Raw genomic sequence first — 17,635 nt, forward strand, 5'->3', positions numbered from 1 at the left:
AATGAAAAAGGGCTAACGCAAGTTAACCCTTTCTATTATTATCTGACTTCATAGATTCTGACACCCCCAATATTGATCCTGTCGCAAATCGTACATCGTGAATACACAACTGAGTCGATATATTTTGCTGAAAGCTTCTGAAACATAATCTAATCGTTTGTCCCGAATAGGTAGTAAGAATATTATTCCCTTACTCATGTACTATTTTCTTAAGAAAAATTAGAATAAACTCCATGAACATATTTTTGTAAAAAAACATCAGGAAAATGCTTTATTTTTTAAGCTGTTTTTTATTTTTGTATTCTATTCGCATAGAAAAAATGACAAAAGAAGAACTGCTAAATAGAGCTATAAAAATCGCCGATAAGGCTCATAAAGGACAAACTGATAAATACCACGCACCTTATATTGCACACGTAATGCGTGTGATGGAGTATGGTAAGACCCTGGACGAAAAAATTGTAGGAGTTTTACATGATGTAGTAGAAGATCATCCCCTGGAATTCAGTTTGGATTACCTCAGAACAGAAGGCTTCCCGGAATACATTATTTTTGCTATCAGCTGCCTGACTAAATTTGATCCGGAAGAAGATTATGATGAGTTCGTTAAAAGAACAGAAAGATCTCCCCTTGCCGTAGCCGTAAAACTTAATGACCTGCGAGATAATATGGATCTCAGAAGGGTCAATAGAGAGCTTACTCCCAAAGACATCAAAAGATTCAATAAATATCTGAAGGCCTATCGTTATCTCATAGAAAAATACTAGTCTGCACCAGGGAAATCATAGGTCTTCACATGATGATCCGTATCGTCTATATTAATGTTTAAAGCAAGATATACAAAATGTAAATTCCGGTTTCCCTTTGCTTCAAATTCACGTTGCCAGAGATATCCGCCCAACACTCCGAAATGTTCATCAATCTGATATCCCAGACCACCATAGACTCTGTTTCTGGCAAAACTTGGTTTCATAGGAGTAACCACGAAAATTTCGTCATAAACGTTGGCAAAAACAGTTCCTTTTTTAATGGTCTTGGCATTCAACGGAACACTTACATTCAAACGGTAGCGGTAACGCATTCTCTGGGAGGTATTGTCTGTTTTCGGCTCATAAAACCAACTCTTTTCAACACGTAACCTGTTTTCAAATTTTACGATGCCTTTCTTCAGATCGATAACATCCTGAAGCCATACTCTAAACTCTTCTTTGCTCAGACTATGATCTTTATAGTTCACGTATCTGCCTAACCCGACAAATGGTTTGTGATTTTTGGTAAGATTATACCCTAAACCACCTTTGATCTCATAATAATCGGGGTAAGTGTAATCTTCGTTACCGCGCAGCTGACCTTCAGCATACAGGAAAAACTTGGGATGAAACTTGTAGGTCAGAGTCACTGCATTGAAGCTGGAAATATGTTCCTGAGCTTTAAAAAAAGAAATACCAAGTAGTAAACCTAGACCTAAAAGACGTTTCATAAAAAATTTTTGCAAATGTAAATGTTTTAACAATTTGTTAATATTAACTTTTATTCATATCGAATTAACATCTACTTAATATTAATTGTATAAGAAAAGCCAATGTGGAACCACCTTTGCGGCATTTTTACCCCAAATGCTTCCGTATATTTTGTGTTGGTAAGATTATTAACCAATACATACACAGAATAATCCTTTTTACCATAACTCAATTTCTCATCAAGAAGGTGATAGCTTCCCTGACATACCCTTTCATTGTATCTGTAAACAAGTTCGTTCGTAAAGCCATTGAGAAATTTCGTCTCTAATTTTGAAATAAGCTGATGCCTGAGATTATCCAAAATATATCTTGATACATATTCATCGGATTTCTGATATTTGCTGTCCAGATAAGTATATCCGATTGTATATCTTAATGCATTGGTGATTGTATAATTCAGTTCAGCTTCTATTCCTTTTGTTTTGATAGCTCCCACATTCCTGGCGTACCAGACTGTACCGCTGGGATCATTTTTAACCCAATCAATAGAATTGTCTGAGTTCCTCAAAAATCCGCTTACCTTTGCCAAAATCTTATTGTTTTGATACTGATATCCCACTTCAGATGAAATGGCGTTTTCAGGAATTAAATCAGGATTTCCCACCTCAGTCGGGCTTACATAATACAGTTCAGTGAATGTTGGAATACGGTGCACTTTGGCAATATTTCCATATACCTTACTATTGACGGTAAAATTATACCCTACGTCCAATCCCGGATAAAAGAAATTTCCTTCTTTAGCATAATTGGCCCATGAAATTCCAGGGCTGATATTCAGCTTTTTATCAAACAATGAAAAATGATGTTCGAAGAAAACCTGTGACACAAAACGATTGGGATTTCCCAGATTACTGCTCACCAGAAGTTCTTTTCTCAGCTCCACACCTACTCCGGTAGTCCCTAATGCCCATTGATAGCTGGAATTGACTTCACCACCGACATTATTGCCGATATGCATATTTCTATAGATCTCAGGCTTTTGACGATTAAAAAGATACATATCCTGCCCTCTTCTCCAATAAATATTGGAGTTCAGTTTTAATTTACCAAATGTTTGCTGATGAGCCAGACTTACAATGGAAGCCTGCATTTCCTCGTACTGTTCCGTCGCCTTGCTGGAAGAATAAAATCCATTCGCACCGAACTTCTTTTCCGAAAAACCGGCCTGAAGTCTCAGATCTCCGTTTTTAATATTCATTTTTCCCTGGTAGAATACATTTCTGATTTCATAGTCGGTGTTGTACATGTATCCTTGTGAAGAAGAAGAATTGGCCTGCAGTGAATTTGAAAACTTTTCATTTCCCACCTGAGCATTAACCCCTAACCGGTAGGTTCCGTAATCGCCACCTTCGGCATTGATTTTCACTCTTTTTCCGGGGGTGGGTTTTGTAATGATATTGATAACCCCGGCGTAAGCATTCTGCCCAAACCTTCGGGCTGCAGGGCCTTTGATTATTTCAATTTTTTCGACATCATCAAGATCAACAGGAATATTCATATTGTTATGCCCTGTTTGGGAATCATTCATTCTGATTCCGTTCAGCAATAACAGGACCTGCTCAAAAGAGCTTCCACGGAAAGTAATATCACTCTGTACACCATTCGCCCCTCTCCTCCTGATATCCATACCGGAAACCTGCTGAAGGATTTCATCTATACTTTTGGCCGGGGAGTTTATGATATCATTTCTGCTAATGACACTAATGTTCTGATTGGCACTTTTATATGGCGTTGAAATAAATTTCCCCTGAAATTCAATATTTTCAATATCCGTGATCTTTTCCTGTGCATTTACCCAAAGCAGAGAGCTCAGAAAAAAAACACTTCCTATCTTTTTGATCATAACTGTTTCCGTCGTTTCTTAAAGGATTCAAAAGTAAGGGAGTTCATCAAGACAGGCAAATGATACTTGTCATAAAAAAAGATGTAACACCAAAATGCTACATCCAGTTCCTGAGGGAGAGAATTTTTATCTTTTTCTCATTAAATGTGTAACTAGATCTCTGAATAATTTTCTCATTTCTATATTACCTATTTATGAATACAATTTTAAATAATTTTTAAACATAAAACAATACCCGAATACAAAAACGTAATAAAAATCATAAAACAGCCTTTAATACAATAAAAATAGAATCAAAAAATCAAATAAATCTAAAAAACGCACTATATCCGACTAATTTTCAACACCTTATTCAGCTTCCGGCTTCTGACTTTACATCTTATTTACGTATATTTTATAAAACAATTAACATATACTTTTTGCTAAAAATTTCGTAATTTTGTGGGTCTTAATTTTACGATAAAAACATTCTTTTTCAGCGACAATCAGGGAGGCTATTCGGTACTGGAGTTCTGCTGTTTCAAGTGAATCTGAGAATGGATATACACGTTCAATGAAGACAGATCCTGATTTTTTCAGGACCAACACCATTACACTGACAGGCTATACACTGTACAGTTACTTTTATGAATAAACAAAATATGGCTAGTACTACAGAAATAGATATAAAGAAACAGATTTTCGTTAAGAATGCACACCTTAACAATCTGAAGCACATAGACGTCCTGATCCCTAAAAACAAACTGATTGTTATTACCGGAGTTTCAGGAAGCGGCAAATCATCCCTAGCCTTTGATACCATTTATGCAGAAGGCCAGCGACGATATGTAGAGAGCTTAAGTTCCTACGCACGTCAGTTTTTAGGCAAATTAGAGAAACCTAAAGTTGACGATATCAAAGGACTGGCACCTTCTATTGCAATCCAGCAAAAAGTAATTTCGTCCAATCCGCGGTCCACTGTAGGAACTTCTACAGAGATCTATGATTATATGAAGCTCTTATTTGCCCGTATCGGAAAAACATTTTCTCCCGTTTCGGGGGAAGAAGTAAAAAAAGACTCCGTTTCTGACGTTGTAGACTTTATTAAAGCTTCTAAAAAGGACACTTCCTTTCTTCTTACGGCACCTCTGGAATATGATGCAGACAATTTTAAGGAAACATTGAATATTTTAAAACTTGCCGGTTTTACAAGGCTTGAAATCAATGGAAATGTCGCAGGCATTGAGGATCTGGAAAGTTTCGGATTTACTCCCGAAAAAGGAATGGTGATCAATCTGGTAATAGACCGTTTCGCCTATGAAGAAGATGAAAGCTTTCTGCAACGATTGGCAGATTCCATTCAAATGGCATTCTATGAGGGCCGTGGTTATTGTACCTTAAAGAATACAGATACCGGAAAAGTAAAGGAGTTTTCAAACAAGTTTGAACTTGACGGTATGGAATTCCTTGAGCCTAACGTTCACTTTTTCAGCTTCAACAATCCCTATGGGGCGTGCCCGGCATGTGAAGGCTACGGAAAAGTAATCGGAATTGATGAAGATCTTGTAGTTCCTAACAAAACCTTGTCAGTATATGAAGATGCAGTAGTCTCATGGAGAGGAGAAACGATGAGCGAATGGAAAAAAGATTTCATTAAAAAGGCAGGTGACTTCCCTATTCACAAACCTTATCATCAATTAACAAAAGAACAGAAAAATTTCCTCTGGAAAGGTGACGGGAAAACCAGTTTCCCGTCCATTAATAATTTCTTCAAAATGCTTGAAGAAAATTTATACAAAATCCAGTACCGTGTCATGCTTTCCCGATACAGAGGGAAAACTCTTTGTCCTACATGCGAAGGACTGAGATTACGTGAGGAAACAAGCTGGGTAAAGGTTGACGGTCACAATATACAGTCGATGATAGAACTTCCTCTGGATGAACTGGCTCCCTTAATCAACGGATTAAAGCTGTCTGATCATGATAAAGAAGTTGCTAAGAGATTATTGTATGAAATTACTACCCGTCTTGAATTTTTATTAAAAGTCGGTTTAGGATATTTAACATTAAACAGAACTTCCAACACCTTGTCAGGAGGTGAAAGCCAGAGAATTAATCTGGCCACAAGTTTGGGAAGTTCCCTGGTGGGTTCCATTTATATTCTGGATGAACCTTCTATCGGGCTTCATTCAAAAGACACTGAAAACCTGATCGAAGTACTGAAGAACCTTCGTGATCTCGGAAATACGGTAATTGTTGTAGAGCACGACGAAGACGTCATGAGAGCAGCCGACTATATCATCGATATTGGTCCTGAAGCGGGTTATCTTGGTGGTGAATTGGTATTTGCGGGAGACTATAAAGACCTTAAAAAAGCCGATACCCTCACCTCAGAATATCTGACCGGAAGGCTGGAAATAAAAGTACCTGAAAAGCGCAGAAAAGCAAAAGAATGGATTCATATCAAAGGAGCCCGTCAGAATAACCTTAAAAATATTGATGTAGATATTCCTTTGGAAAATCTCGTAGTGATCTCCGGGGTTTCCGGAAGCGGAAAATCGACGTTGATGAAAGAGATTTTAACCAATGACATCCAGATTCAGCTGGGAATGGGCGGTAAAAAAGGCGATTATGATTCTGTGGAATTTCCGAAAAAACTGATCAAAAACATTGAATTGATCGACCAGAATCCTATCGGGAAATCTTCACGTTCCAATCCCGTTACTTACCTTAAAGCTTATGATGACATCCGTGATCTTTTTGCCAAACAGAAAGTTGCCAAAATGATGGGATATAAACCTAAACATTTCTCTTTCAATGTTGATGGCGGAAGATGTGACGAGTGTAAAGGTGAAGGCGTAATCAATGTTTCCATGCAGTTTATGGCAGATATCGAGCTGGAATGCGAGGTATGTAAAGGAACAAGATTCAAAAGTGAAATCTTGGAGGTAAAATTTGACGAAAAAAGTATCTCTGACATCCTTCACATGACCGTAGATGAAGCATTAGCCTTCTTTAAAGATAATAATGAAGAGAAAATCGTAACCAAGCTGAGACCTTTACAGGAAGTTGGTCTAGGTTATTTACAGTTGGGACAAAGCTCTTCTACTCTTTCCGGTGGTGAAGCACAACGTGTAAAACTGGCTTCATTCCTTGTGAAGGGCGTTACTACGGATAAAACTTTATTTGTCTTTGATGAGCCTTCTACCGGGCTTCATTTCCATGATATTCAGAAATTACTGAAGTCTCTTCAGGCTCTGATAGACCTGGGACACTCGGTGATTGTTATTGAGCACCAGCCCGATATTATCAAATGTGCAGATTATATTGTTGATATTGGTCCAGAAGCCGGAAAACACGGTGGAGAGGTAGTCTTTGCAGGAACACCTGAGGATCTTACAAAAAATAAAAAGTCCTATACTGCAAAATATATTAAGGAAAAGCTTGAAAATTAAATATAAACAGAGAGCCATTGTGCTCTCTGTTTTTTACTACTATCTTACTCTTTTTAATCTGGTATAAAGATTTACACATTATACAGGAAAGGACTTTTTCTTATATAAGCTGTATCTTCAATCTGTGAGATCAAAAACTCGGCGAGATCTGCTGCACTGATCTTTTCACCCTTACAGTCCGTAAGATTGGCCTCTATGGCGAAACGTTTGTATGTCAGGTCGATTAAGGGCAATCGTACCAGAGTCCAGTCCACGTTACCTTTTGCAAGAAGATGATACTCTTTCTGTTTATCCGCAGTTGTTTCAGGATAATTCTGGTACATCCATTCTGTCGCCGTTTTTACATGTATGTTTTTACAATCATCTTCAGTATTTACACTTAAACCTGTGGTTACGATGTATCTTTTAATACCCAGCTCATTCATAGATACAATAATATTTCCAGTAGCATCACTGAAAATCGATTTCTCTCCTTTCGGCTGTCCCAATGTACTGATGATTACCTCACAGCCTTTAATCAGTGAACAGATCGATTCTTTGTCCCTCGCGTCACCTTTTACTACTTCAATCGACGGATGCTGTATTTTGAAATCTTCAGGATGCCTTAATAAAAGCCTGATTGGATATCCTTTTTCAAGAAGATGCTGTACGAGATAGTTTCCGGATTTTCCGGTTCCGCCAACAACGGCGATTGTATATTTTTTCATAATGATCTTATTTTACAATTGATGGTAAAATGCACAAACCGTACATTTTCTATTTTAAGTTTTGATGATAAATCAAGAGTAACAGGGTTCAGGATATCTGAACCTTTGGTCTCAGGCCAGAAAACAGCCTGATAAAGGGATCGTATTTAAAATGAGATTTCAATGAAATAAAGGTAGTAAATTTTGTAAAACAGAAAAAAAATTACGATATAAATAATTGGTTCTTTTTAAGTTAAATTATTTTCCGGTAATTTATTATTTCAAAGAAAATTCAGAATTTTGTCATAAACCGATATCTTCATGAAATTCAAAACAACTCTATTTTTCTTAACGACGCTCCCATTCGTCATTGCCTGTTCAGTAAAGACACAAGCAGTTTCTTCTGAAGATTATCCGGTAAAGCTGGACACTTTAACATTCTTCGATCAGAAGAGAAACAGAAAAATTCCCGTTGCCGTTTATCAGCCACTCACTAAGCAGATAATCCCGAATCAGCAGGTGGTTATTTTTAATCATGGCTATGGTATGAATAAAGGCGGAGACTATTTTATGTATTCTTATCTGACGGAAAAACTGGCATCAAAAGGCTTTTACACGGTAAGCATCCAGCATGAGCTGTCTACAGATAAACTTATACCAATGGAAGGGAACATTCAGATCGTAAGGCGACCTTTCTGGCAAAACGGCTCCGATAATATACTGTTTGTGTTACATGAATTAAAAAAAACAAAACCGGAGCTTGATTACAAACATCTTACCATCATAGGACATTCCAACGGCGGTGACATGGCGGCATTGTTTGGAAATCAACATCCTAACCTGGTGTCTAAAATCATTACAATGGATAATCGCCGGATGTTTCTCCCAAGAACAAGCGTTCCAAAAATTTATTCCTTACGTTCAAACGATTATCCCGCAGATAATGGAGTTTTGCCAACATCAGAAGAACAGGAAAAATACCATATGACGATACAGCCCACTGCAATCAATCACGGTCATATGGATAACAAAGGAAGCCAGGACGAGAAAAAGACACTCAGTGATTTTGTATTGAAATACCTTGAGGAACACTAATTTTCATCGTATTTTTGATATAATCAATGTGTACAACGCTACGCCCTGATGCTACCATACTCACAATCCGGACTTATCCACAAAAAAATGTGGATAACTTGTGAATTTTAACATTAAATTCATATTTCGTATTAAAAATATCACTACATTTACTATGTAATAATAATCGAAGTGGAAACTTTATTTGCTTTTCTTACTACTATTGAAATTGCAATTAAATTTGAAATAAAAATTTAAGCACAGCATTGTCGGCTGTGCTTTTTATTGTTGTCTAATTAAAAAAATGAGATGTTTTATCTACTGAATCTGCTCCTAAAGAGCAGATTCTTTTATTTTATATCACCTTATCATAATAGTTTTCTTAAACTTCTTGTTCTTAAAAAGAACATTCAACAAAAATTATATGTACATTTATTTGATAAAGGCCTCATAGTTCAATGGATAGAATACGAGTTTCCTAAACTTTAGATCCAGGTTCGATTCCTGGTGGGGCTACAAACTTCCTTTTACATATAAACGTTACAGAGATATAGCCCCAATTGCATCCAAAAAAAATTATAAAAAACTCAATTACTTCCCTATGGACCGCGACATCCCATCAACCTCTACAATCGCATCAGCAAATGCTTTTGGTGCTTCCTGAGGTAGATTATGCCCAATTCCGCCGGTAAGTGTATGATGGGTATATGTACCGGTAAATTTTGAAGCGTAACTTTCAGGTGAAGGATATGCTGCCCCGTTTGCATCACCTTCCAACGTAACTGCCGGAACTGAAATGGAAGGAGATTTTGCGAGCTTAGCTTCAAATATATCGTATTGCTTCTCCCCTTTCGCCAATCCCAAACGCCAGCGGTAATTGTGGATTACAATATCAATATGATCAGGATTATTAAATGCTTTTGAAGACCTTTCGTACGTTACATCATCGAAAGTCCACTTGGGTGAAGCGGTTTTCCAGATCAGTTTATTAAAAGCTTCAGTATTGGCTTTATAACCTTTATAACCTCTTTCAGTTGAAAAATAATACTGATACCACCATAAAAACTCGGCATTAGGAGACAGAGGCTTTTCGTTTGCCTGTGGACTTCCTATTAAATATCCGCTTACAGCCACCAGACCGGAGCAGCGTTCAGGCCACAATGCTGCAATAATATCAGCTGTTCTCGCTCCCCAGTCAAAGCCGCCGATGATTGCTTTATGTATTTTCAGAGCATCCATGAAAGCTATGATATCCAGTGCAACAACGCTTTGCTGGCCATTTCTTTTTGTATTTTGAGAAACAAAGGTGGTGGTGCCATATCCTCTTAAGTACGGAACCAAAACCCGGTAGCCTTTTTCAGCAAGTATCGCAGAAGACTGTTCAAAACTGTGGATATCATAAGGCCATCCGTGGAGAAGGATAACTGGTTTTCCGTTTTCAGGACCTACTTCCGCATATCCTACATCCAGCAATCCGGCTCTGATTTTCTTAGTATTCGTGAATGCTGATGCGACATCTTCAGAAGTATAAGTCTGCGCTTTGAGAGACATCAGTCCCAGTCCCATAACAATAACGAAGGATAAGACAAATCGTATTTTTTTACTGAAATTCAATGGTGTATTCATAATTATTGATCTTTTATTAGGGTAAAATTATACCGAAACGGGTCTTTACAGAGGTCTAAATACTTTGAACAGGTCATATTGAAGGGTAAAAACTGATTTTCAGAGGCTGAACCGGACATCAGTGATCAAATTATAAACAAGAGAAGATTAAAAAACATATTGCCCCATTTTTTTTCGTCAAAATGAACGAAATTAAACTAGATTAATTTCTGTGAAACGGAGTCACCATATATTTGCTAAAGAATTAAGACAACAAAAAATTATCAAATAAATTAATCATAAACATTAAAAAAATTAAACAATGAGCACATTAAAATTAAAAGACGGAACTGAGATTTTTTACAAAGACCAAGGAGAAGGACCCGTATTGATGTTTCACCACGGATGGCCTCTATCATCAGACGATTGGGATGCACAGGTCATTTTCTTTCTTCAAAGAGGATATAGAGTAATTTCTCACGACAGAAGAGGTCATGGTCGTTCAAGCCAGAACATCTATAATCATACAATTGAGCAATATGCTTCTGATGCTGCAGAACTGGTAGAATATCTTGATTTGAAAGACGTTGTTCACATCGGCCATTCTACGGGAGGTGGTGAAGTGATCCGATATGTGAATAAATATGCCAACGGAAGAGCAAAAAAAGCTGTATTAATCAGTGCAGTTCCTCCGGTAATGGTAAAAAGTGAGACTAATCCTGACGGTGTTCCTATGGAAGTTTTCGACAATATCAGAGAACAGACCCTGAATAACAGAAATCAGTTTTATTTTGACTTAACTTTCCCTTTCTACGGATATAACAGAGAAGGTGCTGATGTAAAAGAAGGAATCCAGAGAAATTGGTGGAGACAGGGATTGATGGGAGGAATTGTTGCTCACTATGATGGAATCAAAGCTTTTTCAGAAACTGATTTTACAGAAGATCTGAAGACTGTGGATATTCCGGTTCTGGTACTTCATGGTGAAGATGATCAGATTGTTCCGATCGAAAATTCTGCCATAAAATCTGCCAAATTATTGAAAAACGGAAAGTTGATTACCTATCCAGGTTTTCCTCACGGAATGCCTACGACTGAACATCAGACCATCAATAAGGATCTACTGGAGTTTATCCAATCCTAAAAAGCTTCTTACATCCTAAAAAAGGTGAATCATTCCGATTCACCTTTTTCTTTAATAAGAGAATCCTGGTTGAAAGCTTAATTTTATCCATTCAGTAGTCATACTGCATTATTATTGAGGGAAAAAAACACATATCAGGGTATTATCTCTTTTAGTATCGGTAAAAGTTCAATATATTTGTTAAGAAGTTAGAATACCTTTAAAAAATTAATCAACCACTTCATGAAGATAAAATTTGGATATTTCGCTTTATTGGCCCTGTTCCCTTTACAGGTATATAGTCAGCAAAACCTGTCAGCTGATGAATTATTTACGAAAGCCCGAACCGAAGCTTTTGACAATAAAGACTATCCTGCCTCTATTTCATTGGCCAAACAGGCACTTGAAAAAGCTCCCAACTATACTGATATTTCCATTTTCTTAGGAAGAATTTATACGTGGAACAAGGACCTTGATTCTGCCCGAGCTATCTTTGATGAACTGGGAAAAAGAGAGGTTAAAGATGAAGATTATTTTATCGCCTACGCCTCTCTGGAATATTGGAATGATCAATATGCCAAATCTCTGGAGATCCTGGATAAAGGAATCTCTTATCACCCTCAATCTGAAGCATTATGGCTTCTAAAAGCAAAAGTATATAATGCAGACAAGCAATATGCCGAATCTGAAAAAGCGATTAAAGCCGTTTTAGCTATTAATCCTAAAAATACCGAAGCCACGAGCCTTGCTGTAAGAATCAGCGAAGTAGCCTCTAAAAATGCAGTAAGCATCACCTATAATTATTCCCACTTTGACAAACAATTTGATAACGACTGGCATATTGTAGGGGTAAGCTATAAAAGGGTAACTCCTATCGGCTCGGTCATTTTAAGAGGAAATTATGCTAATAAATTTGCCCAAAGCGGCACCCAGATTGAGCTGGAAGCCTATCCGAGACTGTCCAAAATGTTCTATTTGTATGTAGGCGGAGGGTATTCCAATGATGTGGGATTGTTTCCGAAATACCGTACGGGAGTTTCATTAAACGCTAATCTCCCTCATAGTTTTGAGGCGGAATTAGGATACAGGCAACTTTATTTCAGCGATAACATCTGGATGTACACAGCTTCAGTAGGAAAATATTACAAAAATTTCTGGTTCAATCTTCGTACCTATATCACTCCGGATAATCACAATATCTCCCATTCCTATACCGCAACGGTAAGATATTACACTAAAAGTGCCCAGGATTATTTCGCATTCCAGATCGGAACGGGAATCAGCCCGGAAGAAAACCGTAATAATCTTTTGGAGAATGATACCTACAAGCTTAAAACATTTAAAATCGGGGCTGAATATAATTTTGCCCTAAAATCCAATCTTTTTTCCGTAGGAACGATGTATTACAATCAGGAATACCTGCCGAATACAAAGGGAAGCCAGTTTGATATTACTTTAGGCTATACGAGAAGATTTTAAGATTTTATTTTGATATACTTTTTTTCTTGAAGTTAACCATTACTGAATCCGGCATTAATTTTTTAGAAGCATAAAAACTTGAGTTCATACTTTTAAACTGATTAAAACTTTGATTGATTGTTTTCAAGGCTGCGGCATCCTGATAAGGTTCAGATCCTTTCTCATTGATCATCAGCAGCTGACCATCATGAATGTAGTGTTTTCCAAAAACAAAATCCACCATCATGTCTTTACTCTGCATGATCGGAACACCGGTTTTTATCGGTTCTGAGTCCGGAGAAAAACCTTTTCCCACCCATGTGACCGTGGCAGGAGTATGGAGCTTATAGTTATTTCTGTAATAAGCCAATATCGAAGGGGCCACATCAAAATGGCTTGCCGTTTTCTGGAAACGTTTCGGTTCTTTCAGCAAGGGTGAATAAATCATCAATGGGACATGGAACCTGTCAATATTTGACTGCAAAGTGATTTCCGGCATACTGTGGTCACCGGTAATCATAAAAATCGTATGAGCAAAATCAGGACGCCTGCGGTATTTGTCAAAGAATTTCTTTAAAGCATCATCGGCATTAACAACAGAAATCAACTGATCTTTAAATTCTCCCGCCCATTTTTTCTGATCCTGAGACAACAGACCTGACTGCATCTTCTGGTTGTAGATCTTTTCATAATAATCCCTGTTATTGATCAGAAAAGGATTATGCGTTGAAAGGGTAAGAATCATATTAAAATAAGGATTCTTCTGTGGTTTCTGAGTTTCAAGCATTTTGCTGAAAACCGCCTGGTCTTCATATCCCCAGCTTTCGCCTCCATTGTTAGCAGGGAGCTTTTGATACGGACCCGCAAATGACGACTGATCCACAATATGATCTGCCTTACTGTACTCCAGGAATTCTCTGTATCGGTCAAATGACACATTTCCTCCATAATAAAAGCCTGTCCCGAATCCGTTTGCTTTCAGAATATTAAACAGATTAAAATTTTCTGGGGTCTGTCCTATTTCAAGGAATCCGTTTCTCCCGAAAGGCAACGAACCCGTTAACGAAGGTAAGGCACCGAATGTTCTTCCTGCCGAACTGAGACTATTTTCCCAGAATAAGCTTTTTTGAGATAAAGAATCCAGGAAGGGAGTAAAATTCCCAACATATCCTTTCGGTGAAGTATATGCATGTCCGAATCCTTCCAGTACCACAAAAACCAGATTGGGCGTTTCTGATGAACGGTTAAAATAAGGTCCCAGGAAATCCGGAGTTGTTTCTTTTCTCCAGAAAGGAAATGCCTTGTTCAACGTCCCGGAATTAGCGGTAAAACTTTCTGAATCTTCCAGTAAATCGGCAATTTCAGGATGATCATTGACAAAATTTTCTTCATTGGATATCAAGAAGTATTCCCACTTACTTTTTGCTGCGGTCTGGCTAAAAGTATTGGCTTTGTTTAGTTCTTTAGACTCTAAAAGGTTATCGGGAATAAAAAATGCAGTAAAGCCAAGACCAAAGAATACAGCTCCTGCATAGATGGATTTAAAAGCCGACTTCCCTGCGATCCATAGGGGTATGATCGTAGCTGCAAGAAGGATTCCCAATAATGCAAAGTTTTTGAAACTCAACATTCCGCTGGCCTTCAAAATCTGCTGTATTTCATCTTTACTGTAATATAAAAAATCTGCCCCCAGCGTATTCTGAGTTTCCCAAAAATATAAAAACAGGATATATTGCATGATTACCACAAAAGACAACAGGATGAGCGCTACCGTCTTTGCCCAGCTTTCCCTGATACAATTAATAATAAGGTAAACAATCCCCAGTCCAAATATCAGTTTGAAGGCAAATAATATATTTCTCAGAAAAAGGTCTCCAACAATTATATTGGTGTTCAGACCGGGAAAAGTATAGCGATACCAAAGCCATTCGACACCAACCCCTGCAAAAAATAATAAAAGGAACACCATGGAAAACATACCCCATTTTTTAAGTCCGTTTTGGAGGATTGCGGAAATCCTTTGTTTAAAAGGTAAATTCTGGGTGGTCTGATTGAAACCCTGTCGCTTCATGTCTCCCCATCCATGTGATTTTTTAAAGTAATCGATAAAACCATTTACGCCCGCTTTTACAACAATAGGATGGAAATAGAAAGGTTCTGAAAAAGCAGTTCCGATCAAAGTAAGAAAGTCTTTTCTTTTGGTATATACCTGATAGCTCACAAGATCTACCAATATCCCATACATTGAATACAGAAACCCCATCGAAACCACCAATGCAAAAAGAATCACAAAAAATGGCCAGTTGATGATTCCTAATAAAAGAAAGACAATAAATATAATATAGCCTAAAAATTCTACCAACGGGCCTAGGAATTCAAAGAAGAACCAATAAGGAAGACTTACCATTCCCAGTTTTCCGTACCTGGGATTGAACATAAGTTTACGATGTTTCCATAACGTTTCCATGGTTCCGCGCATCCATCGGTTTCTTTGCTTCCGGAGGATATCTTTGGATTCCGGAACTTCCGTCCAGCATAAAGGATCAGGAATTGTGCAGACCTCATAGGGCTCTTTCTTTTCTTCCATATACTTTCGCATGCGTACGACAAGCTCCATATCCTCTCCTACTGTAGTCCGGTCATATCCGCCGCATTCCAGTACAATTTTCCGGTCAAAAACACCAAAGGCACCGGAAATCAAAATCAATCCTGAAGCTCTAGACCAGGCCATTCTTCCCAGAACAAAAGCTCTTATATATTCCAAAGCCTGTGTTTTCCCAAGTAAAGTTCTGGGCATATTGACACTGACCACCTTACCGTCTTCAATGACACAATTGTTGGCAAGACGGATGACTCCGCCACAAGCTATGATCTTCTTATCGGTTTGCTGTAAAAAAGGTTTAGCCAGCTTCAGGACAGCGTCCTGTTCCAGGATACAATCAACATCAATGCAGACCAGATAATCTCCTGAGGAAACATTGATACCCACATTCAGAGCATCAGCCTTCCCTCCATTTTCTTTATCAACGATAATAAGTTTTTTAAAAGCAGGATTTTTACTTTTATAAATACCTCTGATGGCATTGGTTTCAATTTTTCCCTGAACGAAAAAAGAAACACATTCCAATTCGTAGGCATCAACCAATTTTTGTAACGAATCATCCTTACTTCCGTCATTGACGATAATAATTTCAAGATTATGATAATACAGGGACAACAGCGACCTTACATTTTCCACAATAGTCATTCCCTCGTTATATGCAGGAGCGATAAGACTGAAGACAGGCGCATTGGGATTGGCCGCGATAATATTATAATCGGTAAATGTATTTTCTTTTTTATAACGAAGCACTGCACCCAGCGCATATATTCCTATCCAGCCATAGATAATGGCTACAGAAGTTCCATACAGCAAAAACAGCCATATGACGATTTCATAAACGATATGTGAAAATTCTAACATATTTTTTCCCGAAGTGCGTATTTTATAATATGAATTAATTCTTCAGAGGATGTTTCATCGTGCATCAACTGTTCCAGATAATCCCGGTTACCCAACACAAAAAGGGTTTCCGCGGCATACACCTTAATTCCGGAAACAGTACTTTCCGAAAGCTCTTTTTTTAATAAACCTGTACAATCTTTATCTTTTGAGATTTTCATGGTACGAAGGATCTCAAGCTGAACCTCAACCGGCTGATGGGGATACATTTCTATCAAAGAGGCAATAGTTGACGAATTTTCCAGCGACAGAAGCGTTTGTACGGCCTGTACCCTTACCTCAACGGAAGGATGTTCCATCAGACTTATAACTGAAGGATAAAAAGAAAGCAGCTGAAATTTCCTCAATAGCTTAAGGGTAAAAATAATCACAGAATCATTCGTGCTTGTCAACCATGCTTCAATAGCTTCCCCAGAATTGTCAGGTATGCTGGTAATGGAAAGGAGGAGCCGTAGCTGCTGCCATTCTGAAATGATTCCCCGGGTTGTATTCAAAAAACCAAGTCCTTCAAAGCCTTTCAAACTTACCATTGCGTATTGAGCTTCCTGATAAACCTGTTCGGAAGGATGTGCTACCAGGGAAGCAATTTTGGAAAGCGATTCTTTTGAATCCATTACCGTAAGTTCCTGTATACCTCCTGCAATCAGGTGTGGCTTTTTCTGATCCAGTTTTTTGACCGCTTCACGATGAAGGTCATACTGCCTGAACATATCTCTTATTCTGTTTTTTGCTGTTCCTGAAAATTTCTTTTCGGAACCTACCAGCTGATGCAGAAAAAGATTTCTGAATGAAGGATTCTCCGAAAACTTACGGAAGCTCTGGTCAGAAGGTAGTTCATCCTCATCGTAGACAATGACCTCCGATATTTTTTGATTGATAATTTTCAGCCATCCGGATGCTCTCACCGACTGTTTATATTGAAAAAAACCATATAAAAGCACCAATATGATCAGCACTACTACCAATGATAAAAGGGCGAGAAATATCAGAAAGAGAAAATGTATGGAGGTCGTTAAAAACATATCAATCTTATTTGGGAATAAAACGCTTGATTCTTAACATCAGTTCGTTGGGACTGAATGGTTTCACGATAAAATCAGAAGCTCCCAAATCAAAGGCATTCAGCACTACATCTTCCTGTCCCATGCCTGAGAGCATGATCACAGGCACCTGTTTCCCCATAGCCTGTATGGCGGAAAGTATTTCAATTCCTGAGGCAAAAGGCATCATGATATCGGTGATCGCCAGATCTACATCCTTTTCTTTTAATGTTTCAATGGCTTCTTTTCCGTTGCGGGTAAGAATGACCTCATGTCCTTCTTTCAATAATTTGTGTTCAATCGTTTTTAGAATCAGTTCATCGTCTTCAGCGATCAGAATCAACATAGTT

The 17,635-nt window shown here is 38.0% G+C and carries 12 protein-coding genes and 1 tRNA gene; 6 read left to right on the top strand and 7 right to left on the bottom strand.

From position 1 onward, the window contains the following. Positions 1-320: 320 nt before the first annotated feature. Positions 321-767, top strand: a complete 447-nt coding sequence (locus M030_RS0120740) for a phosphohydrolase (protein ID WP_027375153.1) — start codon at positions 321-323, stop codon at positions 765-767. Here M030_RS0120740 and M030_RS0120745 read toward each other — a convergent pair. After that, entirely contained in the window at positions 764-1,480 is a 717-nt protein-coding gene (locus M030_RS0120745; RefSeq protein ID WP_027375154.1) for a DUF2490 domain-containing protein, read from the bottom strand. The genes M030_RS0120740 and M030_RS0120745 overlap by 4 nt on opposite strands. 71 nt (positions 1,481-1,551) lie before the next feature. Continuing rightward, positions 1,552-3,363, bottom strand: coding sequence for a TonB-dependent receptor (locus M030_RS0120750; protein WP_027375155.1), 1,812 nt, complete (start codon positions 3,361-3,363; stop codon positions 1,552-1,554). A gap of 641 nt (positions 3,364-4,004) precedes the next feature. Between M030_RS0120750 and uvrA the strand changes: the two genes are divergently transcribed. After that, positions 4,005-6,797, top strand: coding sequence for an excinuclease ABC subunit UvrA (gene uvrA, locus M030_RS0120755; RefSeq protein WP_034722954.1), 2,793 nt, complete (start codon positions 4,005-4,007; stop codon positions 6,795-6,797). Positions 6,798-6,868: 71 nt separating this feature from the next. On the opposite strand, the gene M030_RS0120760 is transcribed toward uvrA, so the two are convergent. After that, complete coding sequence (locus tag M030_RS0120760) at positions 6,869-7,504, bottom strand: NAD(P)-dependent oxidoreductase (RefSeq protein ID WP_027375157.1); 636 nt, start codon at positions 7,502-7,504, stop codon at positions 6,869-6,871. 300 nt (positions 7,505-7,804) lie between these two features. Between M030_RS0120760 and M030_RS0120770 the strand changes: the two genes are divergently transcribed. Both M030_RS0120770 and M030_RS0120775 read left to right on the top strand, forming a co-directional pair. Continuing rightward, a complete protein-coding gene (locus M030_RS0120770) occupies positions 7,805-8,578 on the top strand; it encodes an alpha/beta hydrolase family protein (RefSeq protein WP_027375158.1) in 774 nt (257 codons plus the stop codon). Positions 8,579-9,001: 423 nt separating this feature from the next. Beyond that, positions 9,002-9,073: transfer RNA gene (locus M030_RS0120775), tRNA-Arg, on the top strand. A gap of 75 nt (positions 9,074-9,148) precedes the next feature. Here M030_RS0120775 and M030_RS0120780 read toward each other — a convergent pair. Next, positions 9,149-10,183 carry an alpha/beta fold hydrolase gene (locus M030_RS0120780; protein WP_027375159.1) on the bottom strand — a complete coding sequence of 345 codons (1,035 nt, stop codon included), beginning with the start codon at positions 10,181-10,183 and terminating at the stop codon, positions 9,149-9,151. Between the two features lie 301 nt (positions 10,184-10,484). Between M030_RS0120780 and M030_RS0120785 the strand changes: the two genes are divergently transcribed. Together M030_RS0120785 and M030_RS0120790 are read left to right on the top strand one after the other, a co-directional pair. Next, positions 10,485-11,306, top strand: a complete 822-nt coding sequence (locus M030_RS0120785; protein ID WP_027375160.1) for an alpha/beta fold hydrolase — start codon at positions 10,485-10,487, stop codon at positions 11,304-11,306. A gap of 222 nt (positions 11,307-11,528) precedes the next feature. After that, entirely contained in the window at positions 11,529-12,764 is a 1,236-nt protein-coding gene (locus M030_RS0120790) for a YaiO family outer membrane beta-barrel protein (RefSeq protein WP_027375161.1), read from the top strand. 4 nt (positions 12,765-12,768) lie between these two features. Here M030_RS0120790 and M030_RS0120795 read toward each other — a convergent pair whose 3' ends face one another. From M030_RS0120795 to M030_RS0120805, 3 genes are read right to left on the bottom strand one after another with little or no spacing between them, the layout of a single operon-like run. Beyond that, positions 12,769-16,206: a sulfatase-like hydrolase/transferase gene (locus tag M030_RS0120795; RefSeq protein WP_027375162.1), complete on the bottom strand. Its 3,438-nt coding sequence runs from the start codon at positions 16,204-16,206 to the stop codon at positions 12,769-12,771. Continuing rightward, positions 16,200-17,267: a HEAT repeat domain-containing protein gene (locus M030_RS0120800; protein ID WP_155860294.1), complete on the bottom strand. Its 1,068-nt coding sequence runs from the start codon at positions 17,265-17,267 to the stop codon at positions 16,200-16,202. The genes M030_RS0120795 and M030_RS0120800 overlap by 7 nt, the downstream gene beginning before the upstream one ends. Positions 17,268-17,274: 7 nt before the next feature. Next, entirely contained in the window at positions 17,275-17,631 is a 357-nt protein-coding gene (locus M030_RS0120805) for a response regulator transcription factor (RefSeq protein ID WP_027375164.1), read from the bottom strand. Positions 17,632-17,635 lie beyond the last annotated feature (4 nt).

Source organism: Chryseobacterium sp. UNC8MFCol (genome assembly GCF_000482305.1).
Lineage (GTDB): Bacteria > Bacteroidota > Bacteroidia > Flavobacteriales > Weeksellaceae > Chryseobacterium > Chryseobacterium indologenes.

Coding starts and splice junctions, on each gene's coding strand:
- M030_RS0120790 (WP_027375161.1), top strand. CDS start 11,529: ATGAAGATAAAATTTGGATATTTCGCTTTATTGGCCCTGTTCCCTTTA.
- M030_RS0120805 (WP_027375164.1), bottom strand. CDS start 17,631: ATGTTGATTCTGATCGCTGAAGACGATGAACTGATTCTAAAAACGATT.
- M030_RS0120795 (WP_027375162.1), bottom strand. CDS start 16,206: ATGTTAGAATTTTCACATATCGTTTATGAAATCGTCATATGGCTGTTT.
- M030_RS0120750 (WP_027375155.1), bottom strand. CDS start 3,363: ATGATCAAAAAGATAGGAAGTGTTTTTTTTCTGAGCTCTCTGCTTTGG.
- M030_RS0120760 (WP_027375157.1), bottom strand. CDS start 7,504: ATGAAAAAATATACAATCGCCGTTGTTGGCGGAACCGGAAAATCCGGA.
- M030_RS0120770 (WP_027375158.1), top strand. CDS start 7,805: ATGAAATTCAAAACAACTCTATTTTTCTTAACGACGCTCCCATTCGTC.
- M030_RS0120785 (WP_027375160.1), top strand. CDS start 10,485: ATGAGCACATTAAAATTAAAAGACGGAACTGAGATTTTTTACAAAGAC.
- M030_RS0120740 (WP_027375153.1), top strand. CDS start 321: ATGACAAAAGAAGAACTGCTAAATAGAGCTATAAAAATCGCCGATAAG.
- uvrA (WP_034722954.1), top strand. CDS start 4,005: ATGGCTAGTACTACAGAAATAGATATAAAGAAACAGATTTTCGTTAAG.
- M030_RS0120780 (WP_027375159.1), bottom strand. CDS start 10,183: ATGAATACACCATTGAATTTCAGTAAAAAAATACGATTTGTCTTATCC.
- M030_RS0120745 (WP_027375154.1), bottom strand. CDS start 1,480: ATGAAACGTCTTTTAGGTCTAGGTTTACTACTTGGTATTTCTTTTTTT.
- M030_RS0120800 (WP_155860294.1), bottom strand. CDS start 17,267: ATGTTTTTAACGACCTCCATACATTTTCTCTTTCTGATATTTCTCGCC.